Below are 20,730 nucleotides of genomic sequence, written 5' to 3' on the forward strand. Positions count from 1 at the left end.
GTGAAATAGACAAATCCTAACTCCCGAAACCTGACCCAACTTCACCCCATCTCGAAAAAGTTGCAGACATCGTACGCCCGCGGATGAACTCTTTCTCCGGCAGGCGTTTCCAGCCACGAATCGTCGTCTTCATGCAAATGTCCTCGATGACAAAGGCCGGTGAGGCTCAAGCGATCCCAGACTTCTTCGGCTTCCTGACCCCGAACCTCGATCAACGTCCCCGGCAAGGGCCCGGCGCCATAAAAGTACGGCTCCACCGAAAACAGCCCTCTCCACCAGTCCAATAAGTCCGCTGCGGGGCGATCCATGATCCACAACCAGCGTTTGAACCCGTGCTCCTCCACCAGAAGCAAGGTGTTATCAGGCGTCATTGCGATGTCTGACAAGGCCGGGATTACTTGCGACTTTGCATACTCTCCCTCGCCGAACTCCACCAGACTGAGCACCTCTCCCTCCTCGGAGTATTCCCTCCACAGCCCGCGGCGCACCCCGAAAGCATAGCAGCCCTCGATCCACCTCTTGCCGCTTGGGTAGTTCCAAAAAGCATGCCCCGAGGCACATCGCCCAACCGGATCGAGGTGAAAGTGGGCGAACAGAATTCCTGAAGCAAAAAAGGTCTCGTGGGGTTCGCTCATCAACGGTGGGGAGGATTGAGAGACCATTTCACGGCCTGCATCATTGCACAAGTTTACATCGAGCTTTCACCTTAGTGTTGCAATCACACAATGCATAGTGTAGATGTTACACCATGAGCTTCACCTACGAATACCCAAGAGCCGCCCTCACGGTGGACGCCGTGATCTTCGGGTATGACGCCTCAGAAAACGAACTGCGCGTCTTGCTCATCCAACGGGCCCTCCCGCCCTTCCAGGGGAAGTGGGCTCTTCCGGGAGGTTTTGTCCGGGTGGGTGAGTCCACTGATGAAGCGGCACGCCGCGAATTGCAGGAGGAGGCGGGCTTGCAGAAGGTCTTCCTGGAACAGCTCTACACTTTCAGCGCCCCCGAGAGGGACCCCCGTGAGCATGTCATCACTGTCGCCTACATGGCCCTGGTGCATCTGCTGGATCACCCTCCTCAGGCTGCGACCGATGCCGCGCAGGCCGCGTGGTTCAGCTTGAGCGAACTGCCCCCACTGGCTTTCGACCACGACCAGATCCTCGAGACAGCGCACCGCCGCATTCAGTCCAAGATCCGGTACGAGCCGATCGGCTTCGAGCTTCTTCCCTCAAAGTTTACCCTCACACAGTTGCAGCATCTTTATGAAGCCGTGCTGGGTCAGGCCCTCGACAAACGCAACTTTCGCAAAAGGTTCCTCGCCATGGATCTGCTCAAAGACACAGGCGAAGTCCAACAAGACGTGGCTCATCGTGCCGCCGCCCTCTGGTCCTTTGACCGACGCCGCTACGAACGCCTCCGCAAAGAAGGTCTCAACTTCAGTCTCTAACCCCCCTTCATGGAACCCATCCTCTTCTACAGCACCAAGGGAATGTACGGCGCGTTCTCCAACTTCTCCGCGCATCCTTTCGTGCTGAACAACAAGCGCTGGCCCACCACAGAGCATTACTTCCAGGCTCAGAAATTTGCCGACACCGAACATGAGGAAGCGATTCGAATGATCGCCTCCCCCATGGTGGCCGCACGCATGGGCCGATCCCGCCAGCGACCGCTTCGCAAAGACTGGGACGCGGTAAAAGATGACGTCATGAGGAAAGCCCTGCGCGCGAAGTTCACGCAACACCAGGATCTGCAATCCCTCCTCCTGTCCACAGGTGAAGCGCAACTGATCGAACACACCAAAAACGACTCGTACTGGGCCGATGGCGGCGATGGTTCTGGAAAGAACCGTCTCGGCATCTTGCTCATGGAATTGCGAGATCAGCTGCGAACCTCCTGAATCCACCGTGAAATCCGATCATCACTCTCGACTGGAGCGCGCCTCCGCATCGCTCACCGGCCTTTCGGTTGGCGACTCGTTTGGCGACCAGTTCTTTGTGTCAGATCAGATCATCGAGCTTCGCCTCCTGCATCGCAGTCCACCACCCCCAGTGTGGTTTGTCACCGACGATACCATCATGGCCCAGTCCGTGGTGGAGGTGCTCTCGTCATCTGGGACCATCGATCAGGACAAGCTCGCCCAAGCGTTCGCCAACCGCTACACGCGAGATCCTGGGAGAGGATATGGCGGCACCGCGCACCGGATTCTTCGGTCCATTGCCAGCGGCACCTCGTGGCAGGTCGCAGCATCGGAAGCGTTCGACGGCATGGGCTCCATGGGCAATGGCGGAGCCATGCGCGCTGGCCCGTTGGGGGCATGGTTTGCCTGTGATCTTGTGGAAGTGATCCTGGAGCAGGCTCAACGCTCCGCAGCAGTGACTCACAGCCATCCTGAAGGTCAGGCCGGTGCCATGGCAGTCGCCCTGGCCGCCGCGTATGCCGTGAATCATCCGGGGCGTGAAACCTGCCCAGAGCTTCTCGCCCACGTTCAGGGTCACCTTCCCGATGGCGAGACACGCAGCATCATTCGTCGCGCCATGGACATTCCGTTCACCCGCCCTCCTGGAGTGGTCGCCGCCATGCTGGGCAGCGGCGAGCGGGTGCTGGCACAAGACACTGTCCCCTTCGCGCTGTGGTGCGCCGCCAGACACTGGAGCAGTTATCCTGCCGCCATCTGGTCCACCGTGAGCGGCCTTGGGGACCGCGACACCACCTGCGCCATCGTGGGCAGCATCGTCGCCCTGTCCGCCGGGCTGCCGAGCATTCCTCAAGAATGGCTCGACTCTAGAGAGCCGATTCCTCCCTAGTCAGTAACAGCGCGCTTCGATCAGCAACTTTCCAAACCTCCCCTTTGCCAACTTCAATGCAACCTTCCCCCAAGGCTCTCACTCAAACCAGCAAGTTTCTCAGTCTCGTGCTCCGCCACAAACCTGAGGAGATCGGCCTCGTGCTGGATGAGGCTGGCTGGGCCTCGACTGATGAGTTGATCGATGCCTGCAATCGTCATGGCCCCAGATTGGACCTCTCCACGCTCCAGCTTCTGGTCAACACCAACGAGAAGAAGCGTTTCGAGTTCAACGCCGACGGTTCCCGCATCCGGGCCTCCCAGGGACATTCTGTGGAAGTCGATCTGGGCTACACTCCACAGGTTCCGCCCGCCGTGCTCTACCACGGCACAGTGGAAGATTTCCTCGATCCCATACGGTCCCAAGGCCTGGTCAAAGGCGAGCGCCATCATGTTCATCTCTCTGCGGATCCCGCCATCGCTCGCATCGTTGGCACGCGCCGCTGCAAACCGGTCGTTTTGACCGTCCAGGCCAGCACCATGCACACCGCGGGACACCCTTTTTACCTTTCAACCAATGGGGTTTGGCTCACTGACCATGTGCCCGCCAGCTTCATCGATTTCCCCTCATGACAACCAAGATCTCCGGCAAGAGAAGCTCACGGGCAGATTCCTCTGCCCAGGTGGCACAGGTTTTTGCAGAACAGCTCGGACCCGACGGGCCATTCGGGGGCACCTTCCAACGTGTTGTCTTTGCGATCTACGATTCCTCTTCAGGCACTCCCGTGCTGAATGCCTTCCAAGCCGCCTTCCCTCATCCCCAATGAACGCAGAACCCAAACCAACCGTCACGCTGTATCGCCCTGTCGGTCCCGCAGAGTTGGAACTGATCTCGGCATCGGCCTGGAAGCGCTTCCCGCCCCGCCTCCCAGACCAGCCGATCTTCTACCCAGTGCTCAATGAGGCCTATGCGGCACAAATTGCCCGGGACTGGAATGTCGCAGCCTCTGGCTCGGGACATGTCCTGAAGTTCGAGATCGACGCCGAGTACATCTCCCGATTCGACCGACAGATTGTGGGTGGCTCACAGCACGAAGAACTCTGGGTTCCGGCCGAAGAGCTGGAAGAGTTCAATGACCACATCGTAGGCACCATTGAAGTGGTCGCCAACTATGGCCCCCAATAACATCCCGGTCGTTGAACGCCTGCAGGGTCTCGTGGTGGGAGCCTCGCTGGGCGATGCCTTGGGCCTTCCTTCGGAAGGACTCTCCCGACAGCGCATCGCCCGGCTCTGGCCAGGGCCGCTCACGCATCGCTTCATCGCAGGACGGGGCATGGGCAGTGATGATACCGAGCACCTCGTCTTCACCGCCCTGGCCATCCTGAAGTGCCGGGGAGACACTAAGTTGTTTCAAACAACTCTGGCCAGACATTTGCGATGGTGGCTGCTGCTCCTGCCTGCTGGAGTCGGGCTCGCCACCGCGCGCGCCCTGGTCAAACTCTGGCTGGGATGGAAACCGGGACGAAATGGCGTCTTCTCCGCCGGCAATGGACCTGGCATGCGCAGCAGCGTCATCGGCGCCGTTCTGCCTGGATCACCAGACCTGATAATACTGTACGTCACCGCATCCACGCGGCTGACTCACACGGATCCCAAGGCCCTCACCGGAGCCTTGGCCCTGGCCCATTCCGCCGCGTGGATCCGGGCGGCAGACACGCCCTTGGAGGAATTGTTTCTCACGTGGGAAAGTCTCAGCATAGATCAAGAATGGCGTAACGCCGTGTCATTGATCCAAAGCTGCCATGGAGCACAAGTATCTGTTTCCGAATTTGCCGCTCGCTTTGGCTGCACCCGACGTGTGTCTGGATACATCTACCACAGCGTTCCAATTGCCCTTTATGCCTGGCTCCACCATCGCGGCAACTATTCGGACACGCTTACCGAGGTGGTTCGTTGCGGCGGCGATACCGACACGGTTGCTGCCATGGCCGGAGCCCTGGCTGGCCTTGACGTTGGCATCCATGGCATCCCCACCCCATGGAGAAAAGGTTGGTGCGACTGGCCGACAACTCAAGAGTATCTGCTTGATCTAGGCAGACATCTGGCCGCATTTGACCCGAGTTCTCCATCGGCGTCCATTCCAGACAAACCGCATTGGGCCCTGGTGCTGCCACGGAATCTCTTGTTCCTATTTGTGGTACTCTGCCACGGATTCCGTCGGCTCTTGCCGCCGTACTGACTCCCGCCACGCGCCCCCAGCATCACCGTCTCACACGGCCCTTCATACCTGACTTAATAGTCATGGAACCTGCGAAGGCAGAGTTTTCTCCATTCCAGAACTCACGCCATCGTGCCACCTCCCCATGCAACTCATGCTCTTCACCGGCATCCCGGCCTCAGGCAAGTCGTTGTTTTACAAGCAACGGTTTGCTGACACGCACGTCCGCATCAACCTCGACATGCTGCGCACCCGGCACCGGGAGTCCATCCTCTACCGCGCCTGCCTGGAAGGCAAGGCCCAGATGGTCGTGGACAACACGAACCTCACCCGGGCAGCCAGGGCGGACTACATCCGGAGGGCACGGCTCAACCACTTCTCCATTCATGGGTACTTCTTTGATGCCGATGTGGAAGAGGCGCTGCGACGCAACACCACCCGCATCGGCATGGCCCGGGTGCCGGAAGTGGCCATCCTGACCGCCGCCAAGAACCTCGAACCGCCTTCGTACGATGAAGGCTATGATCAATTGAGCGTCGTCCGCATCGAAGCAGGCTCGTTCATCGTGGAGGAATATGCTTGTGAGATTCGATGATCTTGAAAACAAAATGCGGGCTTTGGAAGCCCTGGACGACGCCCGGTTCATGCCGGGCGTCTTTGCGGTGGCGCGTGCATTTCATCAGTCCCGGAGGGACGTCGGACAGTAGCCGGTGGTGACAACCACCGGACCACCTCCTACCCTACCACCCGCGTCCCGGAGGGACGCCGGATCGGCCCCTACCACAAATGGCGCTCATCGTACGCCACCATCCCCGCTTGCAGCATCTCAACGTACTCTTCTTGAAACGACTTTACCCGGTGATGCTTGTCCTGATTCTGGACCGGGCCACGCGTTCCAGATGAGACGGACTAACGGAGAACGCTCCATATCCCTCCTGCCAGGCAAATCCCGCCAGACGCAGTTCCTCGTGTATCCATCGTGAAGACACGCTCTTCATTCGTTGCACAACGTCGGCGAGACAATGCGTGGCCCTTAGGCCGATCAGTGCATGGAGATGATCCCCCATTCCTCCAATCATATGAGGAAACACGTTCTCTGCCGTGAGTACTCCACCAATGTACTCATGAACACGAGGCCGAGGCGTTGGGGCAAGCCACGGTTCACGATTTTTGGTGCTGAAGACAACGTGAACATGGAAAGCCAGATGCGTTGACGGCATCCGGCAATTTTGGCGCACAATCCATCCAATCGCAATCCGATCCGGCGTCCCTCCGGGACGCATTGAGCCTGAGACCAATAATCCGGTGGTTGTCACCACCGGCTACATTCCGACGTCCCTCCGGGACGAGCATCGATGTCAGCATGGGCATTTGCATCCGCCTCCCCCTCCACACCCCACTGCAACACCCCGCCCTTCCACATCGTTAGACCGTCGTATGCGTTTTCTCCCGCCCGCCTTCAACATCCTCGCCCTCTCCGGCCTGCTAACCACCATCGCACCTTCAGCCGACACGCCCCCCACCACAACTCCCACCCCCACCACAGCAACCTCACCCGCCCCTGCAAAACCCAAATCCAAGGACTACGTCGACACCCTTGGCGAAGGCCTGCAGCCCACCCGCTCCATCACGTACAAGACCATCGGAGATCGCCAGCTTCAGCTTCACATCTTTGAACCCGCTGGCTTCAAAACCACAGACAAGCGCACCTGCTACATCACCATTCACGGCGGCGGCTGGGGCGGCATGACACCCGCGCGCATGTTCCCCTTTGCAGCCCATTTCACCAAGCTCGGCATGGTGGGTATCAGCGTTCAATACCGCCTCTACAACGCCAAAACCCAGACGACGGTCTTCGATTGCGTTAAAGACGCCCGCTCGGCAGTGCGATACGTCCGCGCTCACGCTGCGGAACTCGGCATTGATCCCAATAAGATCATTGTCAGCGGGGGTTCCGCCGGCGGGCATCTCGCCGCAGCCACCGCCTTCTTTGACGGCATCAACGAAACCGGTGAAGACACATCGGTCTCCTGCAAGCCCAACGCGCTGGTGCTGCTCTTCCCCGTGATCGACACTTCTGCCGAAGGCTATGGCAATGCCAAGGTCGGGAAGGACTGGCAGACCATCTCCCCCGCCCACCAAGTCACTCCCGGAGCACCACCCACTCTGGTCTTCCATGGCACCGGCGATACCGTGACGCCCTTCAAAGGAGCCAAAGCTTTCCACGAAGCCATGATTAAGGCTGGCAACCGCTGCGAACTCGACATCAACGAAGGCGGTGCCCACGGCTACTTGATGCGCACCAAGCCGCTCTACGATGACACCCAAACCAAGACGGAAGCTTTCCTCCGCTCACTCGGTCTGCTTTGAGGGTCAGATTCTCGGCAGCGCATCCAAATCCAAAACTCTGGAATTTTGGATCTATCGTAACCAGCCCTGCGGTGTGATCGTCTCATGCAGGACGAGGGGGGAAATGGCGGGCCAGCCTGGCAGCCACTCCCCGTTTCGAGCACCACCTTTTCCCGTTCTGCCCTGCCATGAAGTTCCCCACCCCCAAGGTTCCCGTCCTTCTCCTCACCGCGGCCGCGGCTCTGCCCTGGACCAGCCTCCGCGCCGACGAAATCGAGGACAAGTTTCGCCAGTTCGACCGCGATTCTGACGGAAAGATCACCGGGGACGAGTTCAACGGCGAGGTCTACCTCCCCAAGCTGGATCTGAACAAAGACGGCACCCTCACCCTGGAGGAGTCCCGAGCGGCCCTCGCCCTCTGGCAGCTGGCCAAGAAGAAGAAGGCGAAGGACGAAACTCCTGCACAAACCTCCCCTGCGGAAGCGGCCACAGGTCCCCGATTGGAGAAGCTCTTCAAGCGGCTGGACCGCAACGGCGACGGACAACTGGACTCCCAAGAGCTGCCCCAGGCAGAATGGCGCACCCGGTTGGATGCCAATGGCGATGGCTTGGTCTCCAAGGAGGAAGCCCGCCAGAAGGTGAGGCTCATTTTCCAGAACGGCCAGGACCCCGGTGACACTCCACCCCCACCACCTGTGGAGCTCGACAAGACGCTCACGGAAGGCCCCCTGGTTCTCAAAGCCAGCGATCACCTCGTGGGACACCTCATCCCAGATCTCACGCTCACTCTTGCCGACGGCAGCCCCCAGCGGCTTAGCGACTACAAGAAGTCCAAGGCCATCGTGTTGGCATGGTTCAGCGCCTCCTGCCCCCTCAGCGGCAAACTCGGCCCGGAGCTCGCCCGATTGCAGAAAGATTGCGCCAAGGACAACGTCGCCTTCCTGCTGGTGAACGCCATCCCCACGGACACCCCGGAGGACATCAAAGCCTTTGCCACGAAGTTCGGTCTCACCGCACCACTGGTGCATGACAAATCACTGGCCATTTCCCAGGCGCTGAAAGCCACCGTAACCACTGAGGTGTTCCTCCTGGATGCCGCCCGCACCCTCACGTATCGCGGCGCCATCAACGATCAGTACGGTCTGGGCTATCAACTGGAGGCTCCCCGCAAACAGTTCCTGCGCGATGCTCTCGCCTCCCTCCTGCGCGGTGAATCGCCCTCCATCGCCGCCACCACAGCACCTGGGTGCGCATTGGATCTGGATGCCGCCAAGCCCGATGTTGCGGCCAACGCGGCACCCGCCCAATCCTCCTATCATCGTGATATTTCCCGTATCCTCCAGGCCAACTGCGTGGAATGCCATCGCAAGGATGGTCTGGCCCCCTTCAGCCTCGAGACCTACGCCGACGTCATTAAGAATGCCGGCATGATCAAGAAGCAGGTGACCCGCGGTGCCATGCCGCCATGGTTCGCCGCGCCCACCACTTCCACCCACGACACGCCCTGGGCCAACGACCGTTCCTTGAACGATCAGGACAAGTCCACACTCCTATCCTGGCTGGAGTCCGGCCGCCCTCAGGGAGACATTGCAGACGCCCCCCTACCCCGGAAGTTCCACAGCGGCTGGTCCATCGGCGAGCCCGACGCGATCTTCCAGCTGGGCCAACCCATCAACATCAAGGCGGAGGGCACCATGCCCTATCAGAATGTCACCGTGCCAACCAACTTCCCTGAAGACCGCTGGGTGCAGTCCTACGAGATCGTTCCCACCGACCGCGGTGTCGTCCACCACGTGATCGTGAAGGTCGTGGAGAAGGGCAAGTCCGGCACCAAGGATGAAGATCGTGCCGAGCGCGAAGGCTACTACGCCGCCTACGTCCCTGGAAACAGCTCCCGCATTCTGCCAGAAGGCTTTGCCAAGAAGCTCCCCGCGGGAGCCACCCTGCATTTCCAGATCCACTACACCCCCAATGGCAAGGCCACCCAGGACCAGTTGAAAATTGGTTTCAAGTTTGCCCCCCAGCCGCCTCAGTATGTGGTGCACGTGAACGCAGTGGCCCAACCCCGGCTCAACATCCCGGCAGGCGAGGCCAATCACGTGGAAACCGCCCAGCAGAAGCTTCCCTTTGACATGATGATGACCGCCTTCATGGCGCACATGCACGTACGGGGCAAGGCGTTCAAATACGAGGTCACCTACCCAGATGGCAAACAGGAGGTGTTGCTCGATATTCCCCGCTACGACTTCAACTGGCAACTCGCCTACAACCTGGCCCAGCCCAAGCTGATTCCCCGCGGCAGCATCGTCAAGGTAACCGCCGTTTACGACAACAGCACCGGCAACCCCGCGAATCCCGACCCGACCAAGAGCGTGCGCTGGGGTCAGCAGACTTTCGACGAGATGATGATCGGCTACGTGGAGCACTATGTGCCCTACGTCGCGCCCAAAGTGGCCGGCCGTTGAGCCCCACCGAGCTGCATCACCAGAAATTGTCCTTTTCTCTGTGCAACTCCCGGAGCAATCCGCGGTTGTACAGGGTAACCACTGCCTGCCCGTGCCATGAAGCCCGTGCCCGTCTTCCTTCCCGCCGTCGCTGCCCTGGCACTCGCACCCGCCCTCACCGGAGCGGATGTCGCGCTCTCGGACGAACAAACCCGCTTCTTCGAGCGCAAGATCCGCCCTGTGCTGGTGGAGAAGTGCTACGACTGCCACTCTGCCTCTGCCAAGAAGGTGAAGGGCGGCCTCGTCCTCGACACCAAAGACGGCACCCTCCACGGAGGCGACAACGGTCCCGCCGTGGTTCCCGGAAATATCGATGACAGCATCCTCATCGCGGCCATCCGCTATGGCAACAAGGACATGGAGATGCCCCCGAAGGGCAAGCTTCCCGACAGCGTCATCGCTGACTTCGAAACATGGGTGAAGATGGGCGCCCCGGATCCCCGCACCGGCCCCACCGTGGCCGATGCAAATGCTGCCTCCGCCCAGTGGCAGAAGAAAGAGATCGATATCGCCGCAGGCCGTGCTTTCTGGGCATTTCAACCGCCCAAGGCCTCCCCGACTCCAACGGTCAAGAACACGAACTGGCCCAGGGGCGATATCGACCGCTTCATCCTCGCCCGGATTGAAGAAAAAGGGCTTCAACCCGTCGCCGATGCGGGCAGGCTGGAGTTGCTGCGGCGCGTGACTTTTGATCTCACTGGTCTGCCCCCCACGCCCGACCTCATCCAGGCGTACGTGAAGGACACATCGCCCGATGCCTTTGCCAAGGTCGTCGACAACCTCCTCGCCTCCGAACGATTTGGCGAATATTGGGGCCGCCACTGGCTGGATGTCGCCCGCTACGGGGAGTCAGCCGGGCGCGATGCCAACGTACTCTACCCCTTCGCCTGGAGGTACCGCGACTGGGTCATTGATGCCCTCAACCGCGACCTGCCCTACAACGAGTTTGTGAAACAACAGGTGGCCGGGGATCTCCTCCCCTTCAAGGATGCCGCCGATCAGAGCCGCAAGATCGTCGCCACCGGCTTCCTGGCCATCGGGTCCAAGCCTCAAAATGAGCGAAACCCACGGCAGTTTGCCCTCGAACTCGCAGACGAACAGATCGACACCCTCTCCCAATCGGTCCTGGGCATCACCATCGCCTGCGCCCGCTGCCACGATCACAAGTTTGATCCCATCCCACAGAAGGACTACTACGCCCTGGCGGGCATCTTCCTCAGCAGCGAGACGCTCTATGGAACCAATCGCGGGCTGCAGAACCAGAATGCCTCCGACCTCATTGACCTCGGTCACGAGTCTGGCATGTCCGCGGGATTTGAGGGCATCTCCCCCGCCCAGCGTGCCCAACTGGCCGGCAGGCTGGAGGAGGCCAAAGGCACCCAGGCAGAATCGTTCCGCACCGCTCAGGCAGCGCGACGTGCCGGGAAAGAAGCAGACAACCTCCGCCTCCTCGCCCTGCGTCAGCAGATCGGCACGCTCTCAGGCGAGCTCAACCGTTACGATGAAAGCGGGAATGCCCGTATCCTGGCCATGGGGGTGTATGACCGGGCCCGCCCCGTGGACAGCCCCGTCTTCAACCGTGGGGAGGCCACCCAGCCCGGCGCTGTGGTGCCCCGAGGTTTCGTCCAAGTGTTGTTTCAGGAAACCCCTCCCCATGTTACCCGCGGCAGCGGCCGGTTGGATCTGGCAGAGTGGCTGGCATCCCGCGACAATCCCCAGACCGCCCGCGTGATGGTGAACCGCATGTGGCGCTGGCTGTTTGGCCGGGGCATTGTCCCCACGGTGGACAACTTCGGCGCGATGGGAGAAAAGCCTTCTCACCCGGAGCTGCTGGACCACCTGGCCCTGCAATTCATGGATCAGAGCTGGTCCATCAAGAAGATGGTGCGCGAGATCGTTCTCAGCCGCACCTACCAGCTCGCCACCCTGCATGCTCCGCAGAATTTCGCAGCCGATCCTGAGAACACCCTCTGCTGGCGCATGACCAGCCGCACGGTGGATGCAGAGTCCCTCCGGGACGCCATGCTTCTGGTGAGCGGCAAGTTGGACCTCTATCCCCAGGAGGGCTCCGTGGTGGCACGGGCCAGTGAGGGACGCGAGGGGCTCTTCCGCCTCTTCACCACCCTGCAGGAGCCTCGCTACGACCGCTCCGTCTACCTTCCGGTCGTCCGGGACTTGGTTCCAGAGGCGCTGTCCCTCTTCGACTTCGCCAACCCCAGCCTCGTCACTGGTGATCGGGAATCCACCAACGTGCCTGCCCAGAGCCTCTATCTGCTCAACAACAAGCAGGTGCAGGAGCTCAGCGACGCCTTTGCCCGCCGCGTCTATGCATCGGCCAAAGATCAGCCCGGTCGCATTCAGTTCGCCTTCTGGACGGCTCTGGGTCGCGCGCCCACCGCGGAGGAGGTTCGTGCCGCCTACACCTTCTTCAGCGAGTACACCCAGGACGTCGCCAAGGCCAAGTCGAAAGGTACAGACCTCACCCGTTACGCCTGGAGCGCCTTCTGTCAGTCTTTGATGGCATCCGCTGAGTTCCGGCATCTGGACTGATTTTCACAACTCCCGCCCACTCAACTCCACACCCTGCCCCTATGAACCTCTCTGGCGAACCGCTCCCTTTTAGCCGCCGTCGCTTCCTCCAGGGCACTTCCAGCGGGTTCGGCTACCTGGCTTTCAGTGCGCTTTCCACCTGGGCCGCCGAACAGGGTGCCGCAGGCGGAGCGTCTCCGCTCGCGGCGAAGGCACCCCACTTCGCGCCCAGGGCCAAGCGCGTCATCTTCCTGTGCATGTCCGGTGGCCCCTCCCACCTGGACACGTTTGACTACAAGCCCAAGCTGGTGGCAGATGACGGCAAGGAATCGGGACGAGGTCGCGGCGGACCCGCCACGCTTCTGGCCCCGCGGTTCCAGTTCAAGCAACACGGTCACAGTGGCTTGTGGATTTCTGAGTTGTTTCCTCAGGTGGCCGGACATGCTGATGATCTCTGCCTGGTCCGGTCCATGCACACGGATCTGCCCAACCATCCCCAGGCCTTCAGCCAGATGCACACGGGTACGTCCCAGTTCGTCCGGCCATCCCTTGGCTCGTGGGCACTCTATGGCCTGGGCACGCTCAATGAGAACCTCCCCGGCTTCATCACCATCAATCCCCCAGCCCAGAACGGTGGCGCCAAGAACTACGGCAGCGCCTTTCTCCCCGCCATCTACCAGGGCACGAAGATCGGTGCAGCCGGTTTTCCCGGTGCTGGAGCAGGCCCGGGACGCCGCAACGCGGGCGGGCAGGAGACCATGAGCAACATCTCGAACCCCCGCTATCCTGCGGAGGTGGAGCGCACCCAGCTCGACTTCATGCAGACGCTCAACCGTGCCAAACTCCAGCGGGAGGGCTACGATCCCCAGATCGAAGGCGTCATCCAGAGCAACGAACTCGCGTTTCGCATGCAGAACGTCGTGCCGCAGGTCATGGATCTGGCCAAGGAAACCGAGGCCACCAAAAAGCTCTACGGCCTGGACAACAGCGCCACGGAGACCTTCGGCCGCCAGTGCCTCATGGCCCGCCGCTTTGCAGAGGCCGGCGTCCGATTCATTGAAGTGTCTGCGGGAAACTGGGACCAGCACCGCAACCTCACCGCCGACCTGGAGCGCAACTGTAGCGCCATCGACCAGCCCATCGCGGGCCTGCTCACCGACCTGAAACAGCGCGGCCTGCTCAAAGACACCCTTGTGATGTGGGGTGGCGAATTCGGCCGCACCCCACACGGACAGTCAGGTGATGGCCGCGATCACAACAACAAAGGCTTCACCCTCTGGATGGCTGGCGGCGGCGTCAAAGGCGGCCTCTCCTACGGCAGCACCGACGACTACGGCTACGAAGCCGTCGAGAACAAGGTCCACATCCACGACTGGCACGCCACCATCCTCGCCCTCCTGGGGCTCGATCACGAAAAGCTAACCTACCGCTACGCCGGCCGCGACTTCCGGCTCACCGATGTGCATGGCAACGTGGTAAAGGAAATCATGACGTAGGTGCGCGTTCGAATTGACCACAGAGGCACAGAGAGCACAGAGGAATGACTTTTTAGACAGAATTATCGGAATTAACAAAATTAAGGTTCAAGCTTCAGCTCATGGTGCTCTTGCACGTTAGTCAGAAGCTAAATCTAATTCCGTAAATTCTGTTAATTCTGTCTAAACCTCAGTTTCATTCCTCTGTGTTCTCTGTGCCTCTGTGGTTAAATTTGTATTTCCTCAATCCCCCAACAAACCCCTCACCTTCTCCGCCACGGCCTTGCCGAGCTTCTCATGCTCACCGGCCTCCAGGTGCAGGGCATCCACCGTGCTTGGAGTAACGATGGTCTGGGTATTGAGATAGGCACAGCCCTGTTGCTGGGCCACCGCGGCGTAGTGCTGAGGGAAGCGTTTTGCCTTGGCGGCCACGCCGGTGAATTTCTCATCAAGATCCGGCAGATGACTCATGTCGCCCACGGGAGGCGGGCAGAGCAGGAGCACAGGCGGTGCCGCTGCCTCCACACCAGCCTCACTTTGCCGGATCATCTTCACGAGCTGTCCAGCTCCGGCGGCGATCTCACCGGCGGGCAGGTTGAACATCATCTTCAGGTCATTGGAGCCCAGCATGAGCACCACCAGATCGATCGGCTTGTGCGACTCCAGGCACGCAGGGAGGTAGTCCCGCCCGTTGCGATTTCCCATGATGGGATCGTCATGCACGGTTGTACGTCCGTTCTGCCCCTCTTCCACCACTCGGTAGCCAGTTCCCAGTTCACGGGCCAGCACGCCCGTCCAGCGCACATCGTGAGCATGCCTGCGAGGAAAGGTCGACGCAGCGGTGGCCACGGGGTCATAGCCCCACGTGTTGGAATCGCCGTAGCAGAGGATGGTTTTCATTCGAGTCCCTCTGGATTGGACGGAAGCAGGACGAATGCAAGAAAAGTTTGGCGACCGTCCAACTCTTGGCTGCCAGCATGGAACCAATGAGATGCCGCCACCTCGTCGGTCCAGCCCGGACCTCACCAGTGGGCGGCCGCATATGAGCCAATGCCATCAGGGAAACGGATACAAATGCCACCTCAGGTGAGCCGAAGGCCCGGCGTAATACCCAGCCTTGGGCAACGCCCAAGGAATAGATGACCAAACAACCCTTGAAGTCTGAAAGCCCGGCCTCATCAAGCCTGCCCACGACAAAGCATTCCTGAATGACGCTGGGCCTACAGCCCTCTACATCTAAAACTACCACCAACCTTGGGCCTTCAGCCCTCAGCTCGTTCGCCAAAGGTAGATCATCGACCTCGCCAGCTTTTCCCTGTTGGCATTGCCATAAAAGCGATCGAGGCCCCAATGTACTGATGCCGGAGGCATCGCAGCCCTTAGCCGGAGGTCGAGGGAGCGTAGCGACCGAACACCTCCGGTACCCTCAGCAAATAGATCCCATCCCGGAGGGATGGCAGCAAACTCCTCCTTGCCGCCACGCCTCCTCACCCCGCCTTGCCCGCCCACTTCCGGTCCACCTGCCGCCTGAACCCCTGCAACCTCAACGATCGGTCCGGCATCACTTCGAGCACCCCATACCCATTGTTCTCCGCCCCCGAGCCCTCGATCAACGCCACGAGGGTGCAGTAGTGGATGCCCTGAATCTGCTGGTAGTCGTTCTTGTGGGAGTGTCCCTGAAACACGGCCAGCACTTTCCCACTGTCCTCCAGCACCTTTCGCACCGCGGCAGCATTCACAACACTGTGCGGTGCCGCCTCATCCAGCCGCTGATGGGCAAACACCACCACCGGGCCGGCCGTCGCGGCGAGATCCTTCCGCAACCACTCCAGCTCCGCCTCTGGCACATTGGCATCCTTCCAGTCAGCGTTGTTCCGCCCGTACGGCGCGCCATCAGACCGATAGCAGGCGTCCAGCACCACAAAGTGCACGCCATTCTGATCGAATGAATAGTACGGTGCCTTGGAGGCTCCCGAATGCCGGGCAAACTCCTCCTTCGTCAGCGTCGCCACACAGTGGTTTCCCAGCACGTAGTGACGGGGGCAGGTCAAGCCTGCATAGATCTTGTCGATCTCTTCCAGCCAGGCAATCTCCTGCTCCACCGTGGGTGCCTGATCAATCAGATCTCCCAGCTCAATCACAAATGCCGGGTTGATTTCATTGAACTTGGCCACCGCCTCCCTCAGCTTCCCTGGTGTTTCCCGGTAGAACCGGGTCTTGGTGGGCTCTTTGTCGCCGTAGTGAAGGTCCGTGAGCAGACCGATCTTGATCAAGGCAGGCGTTTCATCCTCGGCAGCGAGCATACGCGCTCCTACACTGGCGGCGAGGCAGAGCGCCCCCCGCTTCAGAAGAACTCGGCGGGCGATTGATGTAGCAGCAACAGTATCTTTCATGTCTGGAGTCTGGTGTCTTCTAGTCTTTTGTCTGAGGCGAAGCCGGCACCAGTTTCCATTTCCCCCAGAGCGCAGGCGTCAGCTCCGCCTCGCTGGGCACATCCGCCGTGATGCCGGTGGCCTTGTTGTTCCAATAGACACGCTGCAACGTCTGGAAGCCATTGCCCCGCAGGATGCCGATATCCCCTTTTACCTCCGAGCCTGCGACGGGTTTCCAGCCCAAGGCCGAGAGCGGGATGGAAATCTCGTAAAAGGCGCTCTTCACCTTGCCCTTCTCATCCTTCTCCACACTGCTGGCCAGCTCCACATCCGCGCTGACGTCATGCACCGCATCCAGCGTGATGGTGCGCCAGGGTGAGGAGAAGGGCACCGGAATCTTGGTTCCAGGAACCACCGCACGATACACCAGAGCCACCGTCTTGCCCTTCACTTGGGTGACAAGCAACCGCTGATCTCCCGCCACAGGGCGTGGGCGTTTGGGATCCGCCTTCTCATCGGTGCCAATCATGACATCCAGGCAGCCTCCCGTCTTGAAGGGGGCATTGGGGGTTTCGCCTGAGTTCTTCAGCAATTCAGGGTCCTGCGTCCGGTAGGCTGCATAGAGCCGGTCACCCGCGATGGCCACGCTTCCCGTGATGTCATACGGCTTGCTGTCGCTATTGAAGTTGGCCGCCGTGCCCCTCCGGTCAATCACCGTCCACACGGCCTTTTCCCACTCCCCGATCTTGCCGTCCACCACCGGAGCTTGAGACAGCATCGGCACCTCCATGGTGCCAGAGCCACGAGCCTGTTGACGCGCCACCTCCGCCTGCACCCGCCAAGCCGCCGCGGCTTTCAACTCTTTCTCGGTCACTTTCAGCTCCGTCGCTGGCAGGCGTTTCAGGCTCTCCAGACCGTCCACCCGCACCAGACTGGTGCGTGAGCCATCACAGAGATACACCTTCCCATCTGCAGCCTGGGCCAGCGTGGGGAAGAAGTTCTCATCATGCAGGGTCAGCTCATTGAGCAACGCCCCACGCTCCGCCCGTGGCATCGTCCAGGGCTTGCCCAGTCGGGAGTCCTGAAACAACTGCGCCACAAACAATCCGTCCGCCGTGAAGAGATACGCGTCGCCCATGTTGCCATTGATGCCCCAGAGCGGGCCCACCTCCTTCCCGGCGGGTTCGATGAACCCACCCAAAAGGCGGGTGCTGCCGATCACCTGGCCGGGCTGATCCGGCAACGCCGCCTCATGCGAAGCATGAAGCCCTGGCCAGACACTGGGGTAGCTCCACATGGGCACACCATCCTTCACCCCGCCGAAGCCTTCCTTGGCGTACGGGAGAGGGGCCACGGTCAGCACGCTCCAACCATCTTTCGACACCAGGACCTGGTCCCCACCGGAGGATGCCGGGTTCTGCACGCCTGTCGCAAGCACCTTGCCTGCCGTTAGTTCATAGACCGGCACCCCTGCCTTGGTAAAGCGCGTCACGGGATATTGCACTGCCTTGTCATCCACCCGGGAGGCCGTGATGGAGAGGTCACTCATCAGCGTATAGCCGCCGCCCGCAGCCTTCTGCAGCTGCACCTCATCCTCCTGCACCCGTCCGTCTTCATTGAGATCACTCCAGGCAAACAACACCTGGTTCTTCGTCTTTTCAGAGGCCAGGTCCACGCCCTGCGGCCAGCGCGAGCGGAACCGGTCTTCCTTCAACAACGGCCACAAATCCGCCCGTCCCAAGGAAGCCACGGGCATCGCCACAGCATTCTTCAAAAGCCACACCGTCACAAAGCCATGCCCGCCAGTGGGATTGCTGTTGTAGCTGTTCGTCATGTACTGACGCCCCTCCACATGCACGGTTCCTTCCGGTGCTCCGGAGCGGAACTGGTTGCTCAATTCATCCCCGCCCGGCCGGTAGATCACCGCGACCGGCACACTCGTGCCCTTCTCCCAGTCCAGTTTGAACTCGAGTCCATCGTAGTAGAAGCGGGTCTTGTCCACGGGGTCCAGCGTCCCGCCCCCGCCGTAGCGCCCCGGGCCGTAGAAGGTCTTTTCCAGCTTCCCTTCAGGCGACCACACACTCACCCTCTTGGGCTGGAAGTCATGCTCTGTCACCCAGATGTTCCCCTTCTCATCCACCGCCATGCCGAGCGGCTGGTTCATGTGCAGGGGATCGTACTTGCCAGCTGCCGGCTGGCCCGCCCGGCCGATGGCTCGCACCAATTTCCCATCCGGACTGAAGACCTTCACCTGATGCGAGGCGCCATGGTCGCTCACCAGGATGTTTCCTGAACCATCCAGCGTGATCCCCTGCCCGTCTTCCAGCCCGACGGTGATCAGTGCCTCAGGAGCCACCCCTTGGGCCACGAGCCGTACGTCTCCGCCGTAGCGGAACACTGTTTTCTCCGTCACCACCAGCAGGCGCCCTTTCGAGTCAAAGGCCACGCCCCGGGTTCCCGGCAGCAACACCTCGCCGATCACCTTGCCCGCCGCAGCATCGACAAAGATCAGTTTGCCCAGCTTCGGCATGCTGGCCACCACCACCCCATCATGCGCGGCAATCCCCGCCAACTGGCTGAGCCAGTGATGATCCCCATGTGAGCCATCTTCCACGTAGGGTGGTGGATTGAACGGCATCTTCAGGATCGCCTTGTCCCCCTTCGCGGTGAGTCCAGTGATGCGCAGTTCGCCATCCTTCATGTTGCGATTGTCGCTGGTGGCCGTCCAGGTGGCCGCCACATAGGCATAGACATCCGGCAGTGCCTTGGTCCCACGGTCAGCGGCCAGATGAGGGGCGGCCGTCCAGTTGCCCCCAATCCATCCCCGGCCTCCCAGTTTGACGCCGTCGAGGCCCACCCAGGCCAACCCCGCTCCGCCCTCGCTCACCGCGCTGCCCAGATACACCATCGCCTTTCCTGTGGGGGACTTGTCCGCTCCCACGAAGAGGGCTGCCTGCGGTGGTGAGTGGTTGGTAAGCCATCCCCCCGTGGTATCTGCCGTGGACCAGGCGGGATTCCCCGCGTTGTAGATGGAGAACTCATAGCGCAGATCGAGCGGCTTCCGCACCAGTCCCCGGACCCGGTAGGCTCCCGGGGCGACAGGCTGCCCGGGGATGTGATAGAGCCCATGCTCCGCGGCATCCCGATCCCTGCCCAGATCATCCGTCCCATCCCACCATGCGGTGTTCTCACCAGCGGGATAAGGGGTCTCCGCCACCAGGTTGCGCACGCGTTTGCCTGCCTGATCCTCAATCACCAGCGTCACCACCCCGGGCTCCTTCAGATGGAACTTCACCGGGATCGGAGGAAACAACTCCTGCTTCACGGATTCCTGCACCGCGCTTTTCAAACCGGCCGTTCCCAGCGGGGTGAGTGCCATCACTTCTGCCAGCCACACCCGCCGCCCGTCCTTGGGCCGGGACTTCATGTGGGGATGCCCCTCCTGCGGGGAGGACGTGAGCCTCAGCCGCACCGCCCGGGTGGTGATTGGCTGGTCAAACATCAGCCCACGGGGACTGAAGGGCAGCGGGTACCCGCTTGACAGCCCGGTATAGGTCTTCACCGATTTCCATTGCGAAGCCGCGGCCTCCCTCGGGTGCACACTGGCGTCGCCTGCATACTGCTCCACTTCTGCCGTGCCAAAACCCGTCCCCAGTGTCTCCAACCCCGTGAGCTTCACCGCCTGCGGCCAGATCAACATGACCCATTCAGACCGTTCCGAGGTTACCACTTGTGCAGCGCCCTCCGTGCCGTTGTCCCAGGTCTTCCATTGCTCATCCTGGGAGTTGATGAGTTTTCCCGCCGCCTCTTCCTGGCTGCTGGCAGCCACTTGGGCTTGGGGCGCCACATTGGCGTATCGCTCCTGCAGGATGATGGCACCGCCAAGCCAACCCGCATATTTGGGGTCAGAAGCCTGGGCATCATGAGTGAAGCGCAAGACGCTCGTCTTTGTCCCTGGCGGCAGCACCCAGGTGGCCAGTTCGTCTTTAGCCACCGCTTCACTTCCCGGCTTGGTAGCGGACAGACGCTCCGCAGAAATCCATTCCTCCTCCGCGGCCGGTCTCCCTGGCCCCGCCACGCCCTCTTTCAGCACGCTCAATCTTCCGCCGCCTCGCACGATCACCGTCCCCACCGCAGTTGGCACCTTCAGTTGCACCAGCAGATGCCTTGCGCCAGGCGTGGACGAATCGCCAAAGGTCACCCCACGGAAGTCCGGCTGCGTGTTCTGCGTCCAGAGAACCGTTTTCGCCCCTGCGGCCAGCGGGACCAGAGCCGCCCCATCCCCGGTCTCTAGAGTTAACAAAGACTCCGCAGCGAGGTCTTCGCTCCGGATGTGGGTCTGACTGGTGCCCTCAGCGGACACCGCGTGGACAAATGCCAGCGAGCCGAAAAGACCCAGGCTCGCGGAGAAAAGGGAAAGAGGAAGCTTCATGCGGGAGGAAACGGATACGCGAGTCCTCCTGGATTGTTGCGCCCAGCATGGCGTCCCATTTTTCCTCGCGA

17 protein-coding genes are annotated in these 20,730 nt (G+C 60.9%); 12 read left to right on the forward strand and 5 right to left on the reverse strand.

Annotation, left to right across the window (positions count from 1 at the left end; all coding sequences use genetic code 11):
• Nucleotides 1-41: 41 nt before the first annotated feature.
• Nucleotides 42-635, reverse strand: coding sequence for a hypothetical protein (locus tag BV106_RS29240; RefSeq protein ID WP_038170781.1), 594 nt, complete (start codon nt 633-635; stop codon nt 42-44).
• A 113-nt stretch (nt 636-748) separates the two neighbouring features.
• Between BV106_RS29240 and BV106_RS29245 the strand changes: the two genes are divergently transcribed.
• The 8 genes from BV106_RS29245 to BV106_RS29280 all read left to right on the forward strand — a co-directional run bounded on the left by BV106_RS29245 (nt 749) and on the right by BV106_RS29280 (nt 5,593).
• Nucleotides 749-1,444: an NUDIX domain-containing protein gene (locus BV106_RS29245; protein ID WP_038170783.1), complete on the forward strand. Its 696-nt coding sequence runs from the start codon at nt 749-751 to the stop codon at nt 1,442-1,444.
• Nucleotides 1,445-1,453: 9 nt separating this feature from the next.
• A complete protein-coding gene (locus BV106_RS29250; RefSeq protein WP_038170785.1) occupies nt 1,454-1,894 on the forward strand; it encodes an NADAR family protein in 441 nt (146 codons plus the stop codon).
• 7 nt (nt 1,895-1,901) lie between these two features.
• Nucleotides 1,902-2,801: an ADP-ribosylglycohydrolase family protein gene (locus BV106_RS29255; RefSeq protein WP_038170788.1), complete on the forward strand. Its 900-nt coding sequence runs from the start codon at nt 1,902-1,904 to the stop codon at nt 2,799-2,801.
• A gap of 56 nt (nt 2,802-2,857) precedes the next feature.
• Nucleotides 2,858-3,412 (forward strand): RNA 2'-phosphotransferase, encoded by a 555-nt coding sequence (locus tag BV106_RS29260; RefSeq protein ID WP_038170790.1) that lies wholly within the window; start codon nt 2,858-2,860, stop codon nt 3,410-3,412.
• Nucleotides 3,409-3,606 (forward strand): hypothetical protein, encoded by a 198-nt coding sequence (locus tag BV106_RS29265; RefSeq protein WP_038170791.1) that lies wholly within the window; start codon nt 3,409-3,411, stop codon nt 3,604-3,606. Before BV106_RS29260 ends, BV106_RS29265 begins: the two co-directional genes overlap by 4 nt.
• Nucleotides 3,603-3,965, forward strand: coding sequence for a hypothetical protein (locus BV106_RS29270; protein WP_038170793.1), 363 nt, complete (start codon nt 3,603-3,605; stop codon nt 3,963-3,965). The genes BV106_RS29265 and BV106_RS29270 overlap by 4 nt, the downstream gene beginning before the upstream one ends.
• Nucleotides 3,952-5,019 carry an ADP-ribosylglycohydrolase family protein gene (locus BV106_RS29275; RefSeq protein WP_038170795.1) on the forward strand — a complete coding sequence of 356 codons (1,068 nt, stop codon included), beginning with the start codon at nt 3,952-3,954 and terminating at the stop codon, nt 5,017-5,019. The genes BV106_RS29270 and BV106_RS29275 overlap by 14 nt, the downstream gene beginning before the upstream one ends.
• Before the next feature lie 124 nt (nt 5,020-5,143).
• The gene (locus tag BV106_RS29280) at nt 5,144-5,593 is read left to right on the forward strand and encodes an AAA family ATPase (protein ID WP_038170798.1); all 450 of its coding nucleotides are present in this window, start codon (nt 5,144-5,146) and stop codon (nt 5,591-5,593) included.
• 256 nt (nt 5,594-5,849) lie between these two features.
• Here BV106_RS29280 and BV106_RS37680 read toward each other — a convergent pair whose 3' ends face one another.
• Complete coding sequence (locus tag BV106_RS37680) at nt 5,850-6,281, reverse strand: transposase (RefSeq protein WP_306301643.1); 432 nt, start codon at nt 6,279-6,281, stop codon at nt 5,850-5,852.
• Nucleotides 6,282-6,435: 154 nt separating this feature from the next.
• Between BV106_RS37680 and BV106_RS29285 the strand changes: the two genes are divergently transcribed.
• The 4 genes from BV106_RS29285 to BV106_RS29300 all read left to right on the forward strand — a co-directional run bounded on the left by BV106_RS29285 (nt 6,436) and on the right by BV106_RS29300 (nt 13,876).
• Nucleotides 6,436-7,368, forward strand: coding sequence for an alpha/beta hydrolase (locus BV106_RS29285; protein WP_051946468.1), 933 nt, complete (start codon nt 6,436-6,438; stop codon nt 7,366-7,368).
• Between the two features lie 167 nt (nt 7,369-7,535).
• Nucleotides 7,536-9,812 (forward strand): redoxin domain-containing protein, encoded by a 2,277-nt coding sequence (locus BV106_RS29290; protein ID WP_038170800.1) that lies wholly within the window; start codon nt 7,536-7,538, stop codon nt 9,810-9,812.
• Between the two features lie 96 nt (nt 9,813-9,908).
• A complete protein-coding gene (locus BV106_RS29295) occupies nt 9,909-12,401 on the forward strand; it encodes a PSD1 and planctomycete cytochrome C domain-containing protein (protein WP_051946469.1) in 2,493 nt (830 codons plus the stop codon).
• A 41-nt stretch (nt 12,402-12,442) separates the two neighbouring features.
• Nucleotides 12,443-13,876: a DUF1501 domain-containing protein gene (locus tag BV106_RS29300; RefSeq protein ID WP_038170802.1), complete on the forward strand. Its 1,434-nt coding sequence runs from the start codon at nt 12,443-12,445 to the stop codon at nt 13,874-13,876.
• 222 nt (nt 13,877-14,098) lie between these two features.
• Here the strand turns inward: BV106_RS29300 and BV106_RS29305 are convergent, their stop codons facing one another.
• The 3 genes from BV106_RS29305 to BV106_RS29315 form a co-directional block, all read right to left on the reverse strand.
• Nucleotides 14,099-14,755 (reverse strand): SGNH/GDSL hydrolase family protein, encoded by a 657-nt coding sequence (locus BV106_RS29305; protein WP_038170803.1) that lies wholly within the window; start codon nt 14,753-14,755, stop codon nt 14,099-14,101.
• A gap of 587 nt (nt 14,756-15,342) precedes the next feature.
• Nucleotides 15,343-16,248, reverse strand: a complete 906-nt coding sequence (locus tag BV106_RS29310) for a metallophosphoesterase (protein WP_038170804.1) — start codon at nt 16,246-16,248, stop codon at nt 15,343-15,345.
• A 19-nt stretch (nt 16,249-16,267) separates the two neighbouring features.
• Nucleotides 16,268-20,659 (reverse strand): hypothetical protein, encoded by a 4,392-nt coding sequence (locus tag BV106_RS29315; RefSeq protein WP_038170805.1) that lies wholly within the window; start codon nt 20,657-20,659, stop codon nt 16,268-16,270.
• Nucleotides 20,660-20,730 lie beyond the last annotated feature (71 nt).

The organism is Verrucomicrobium sp. BvORR106, from assembly GCF_000739655.1.
In the GTDB taxonomy this organism is placed as follows: domain Bacteria; phylum Verrucomicrobiota; class Verrucomicrobiia; order Verrucomicrobiales; family Verrucomicrobiaceae; genus Verrucomicrobium.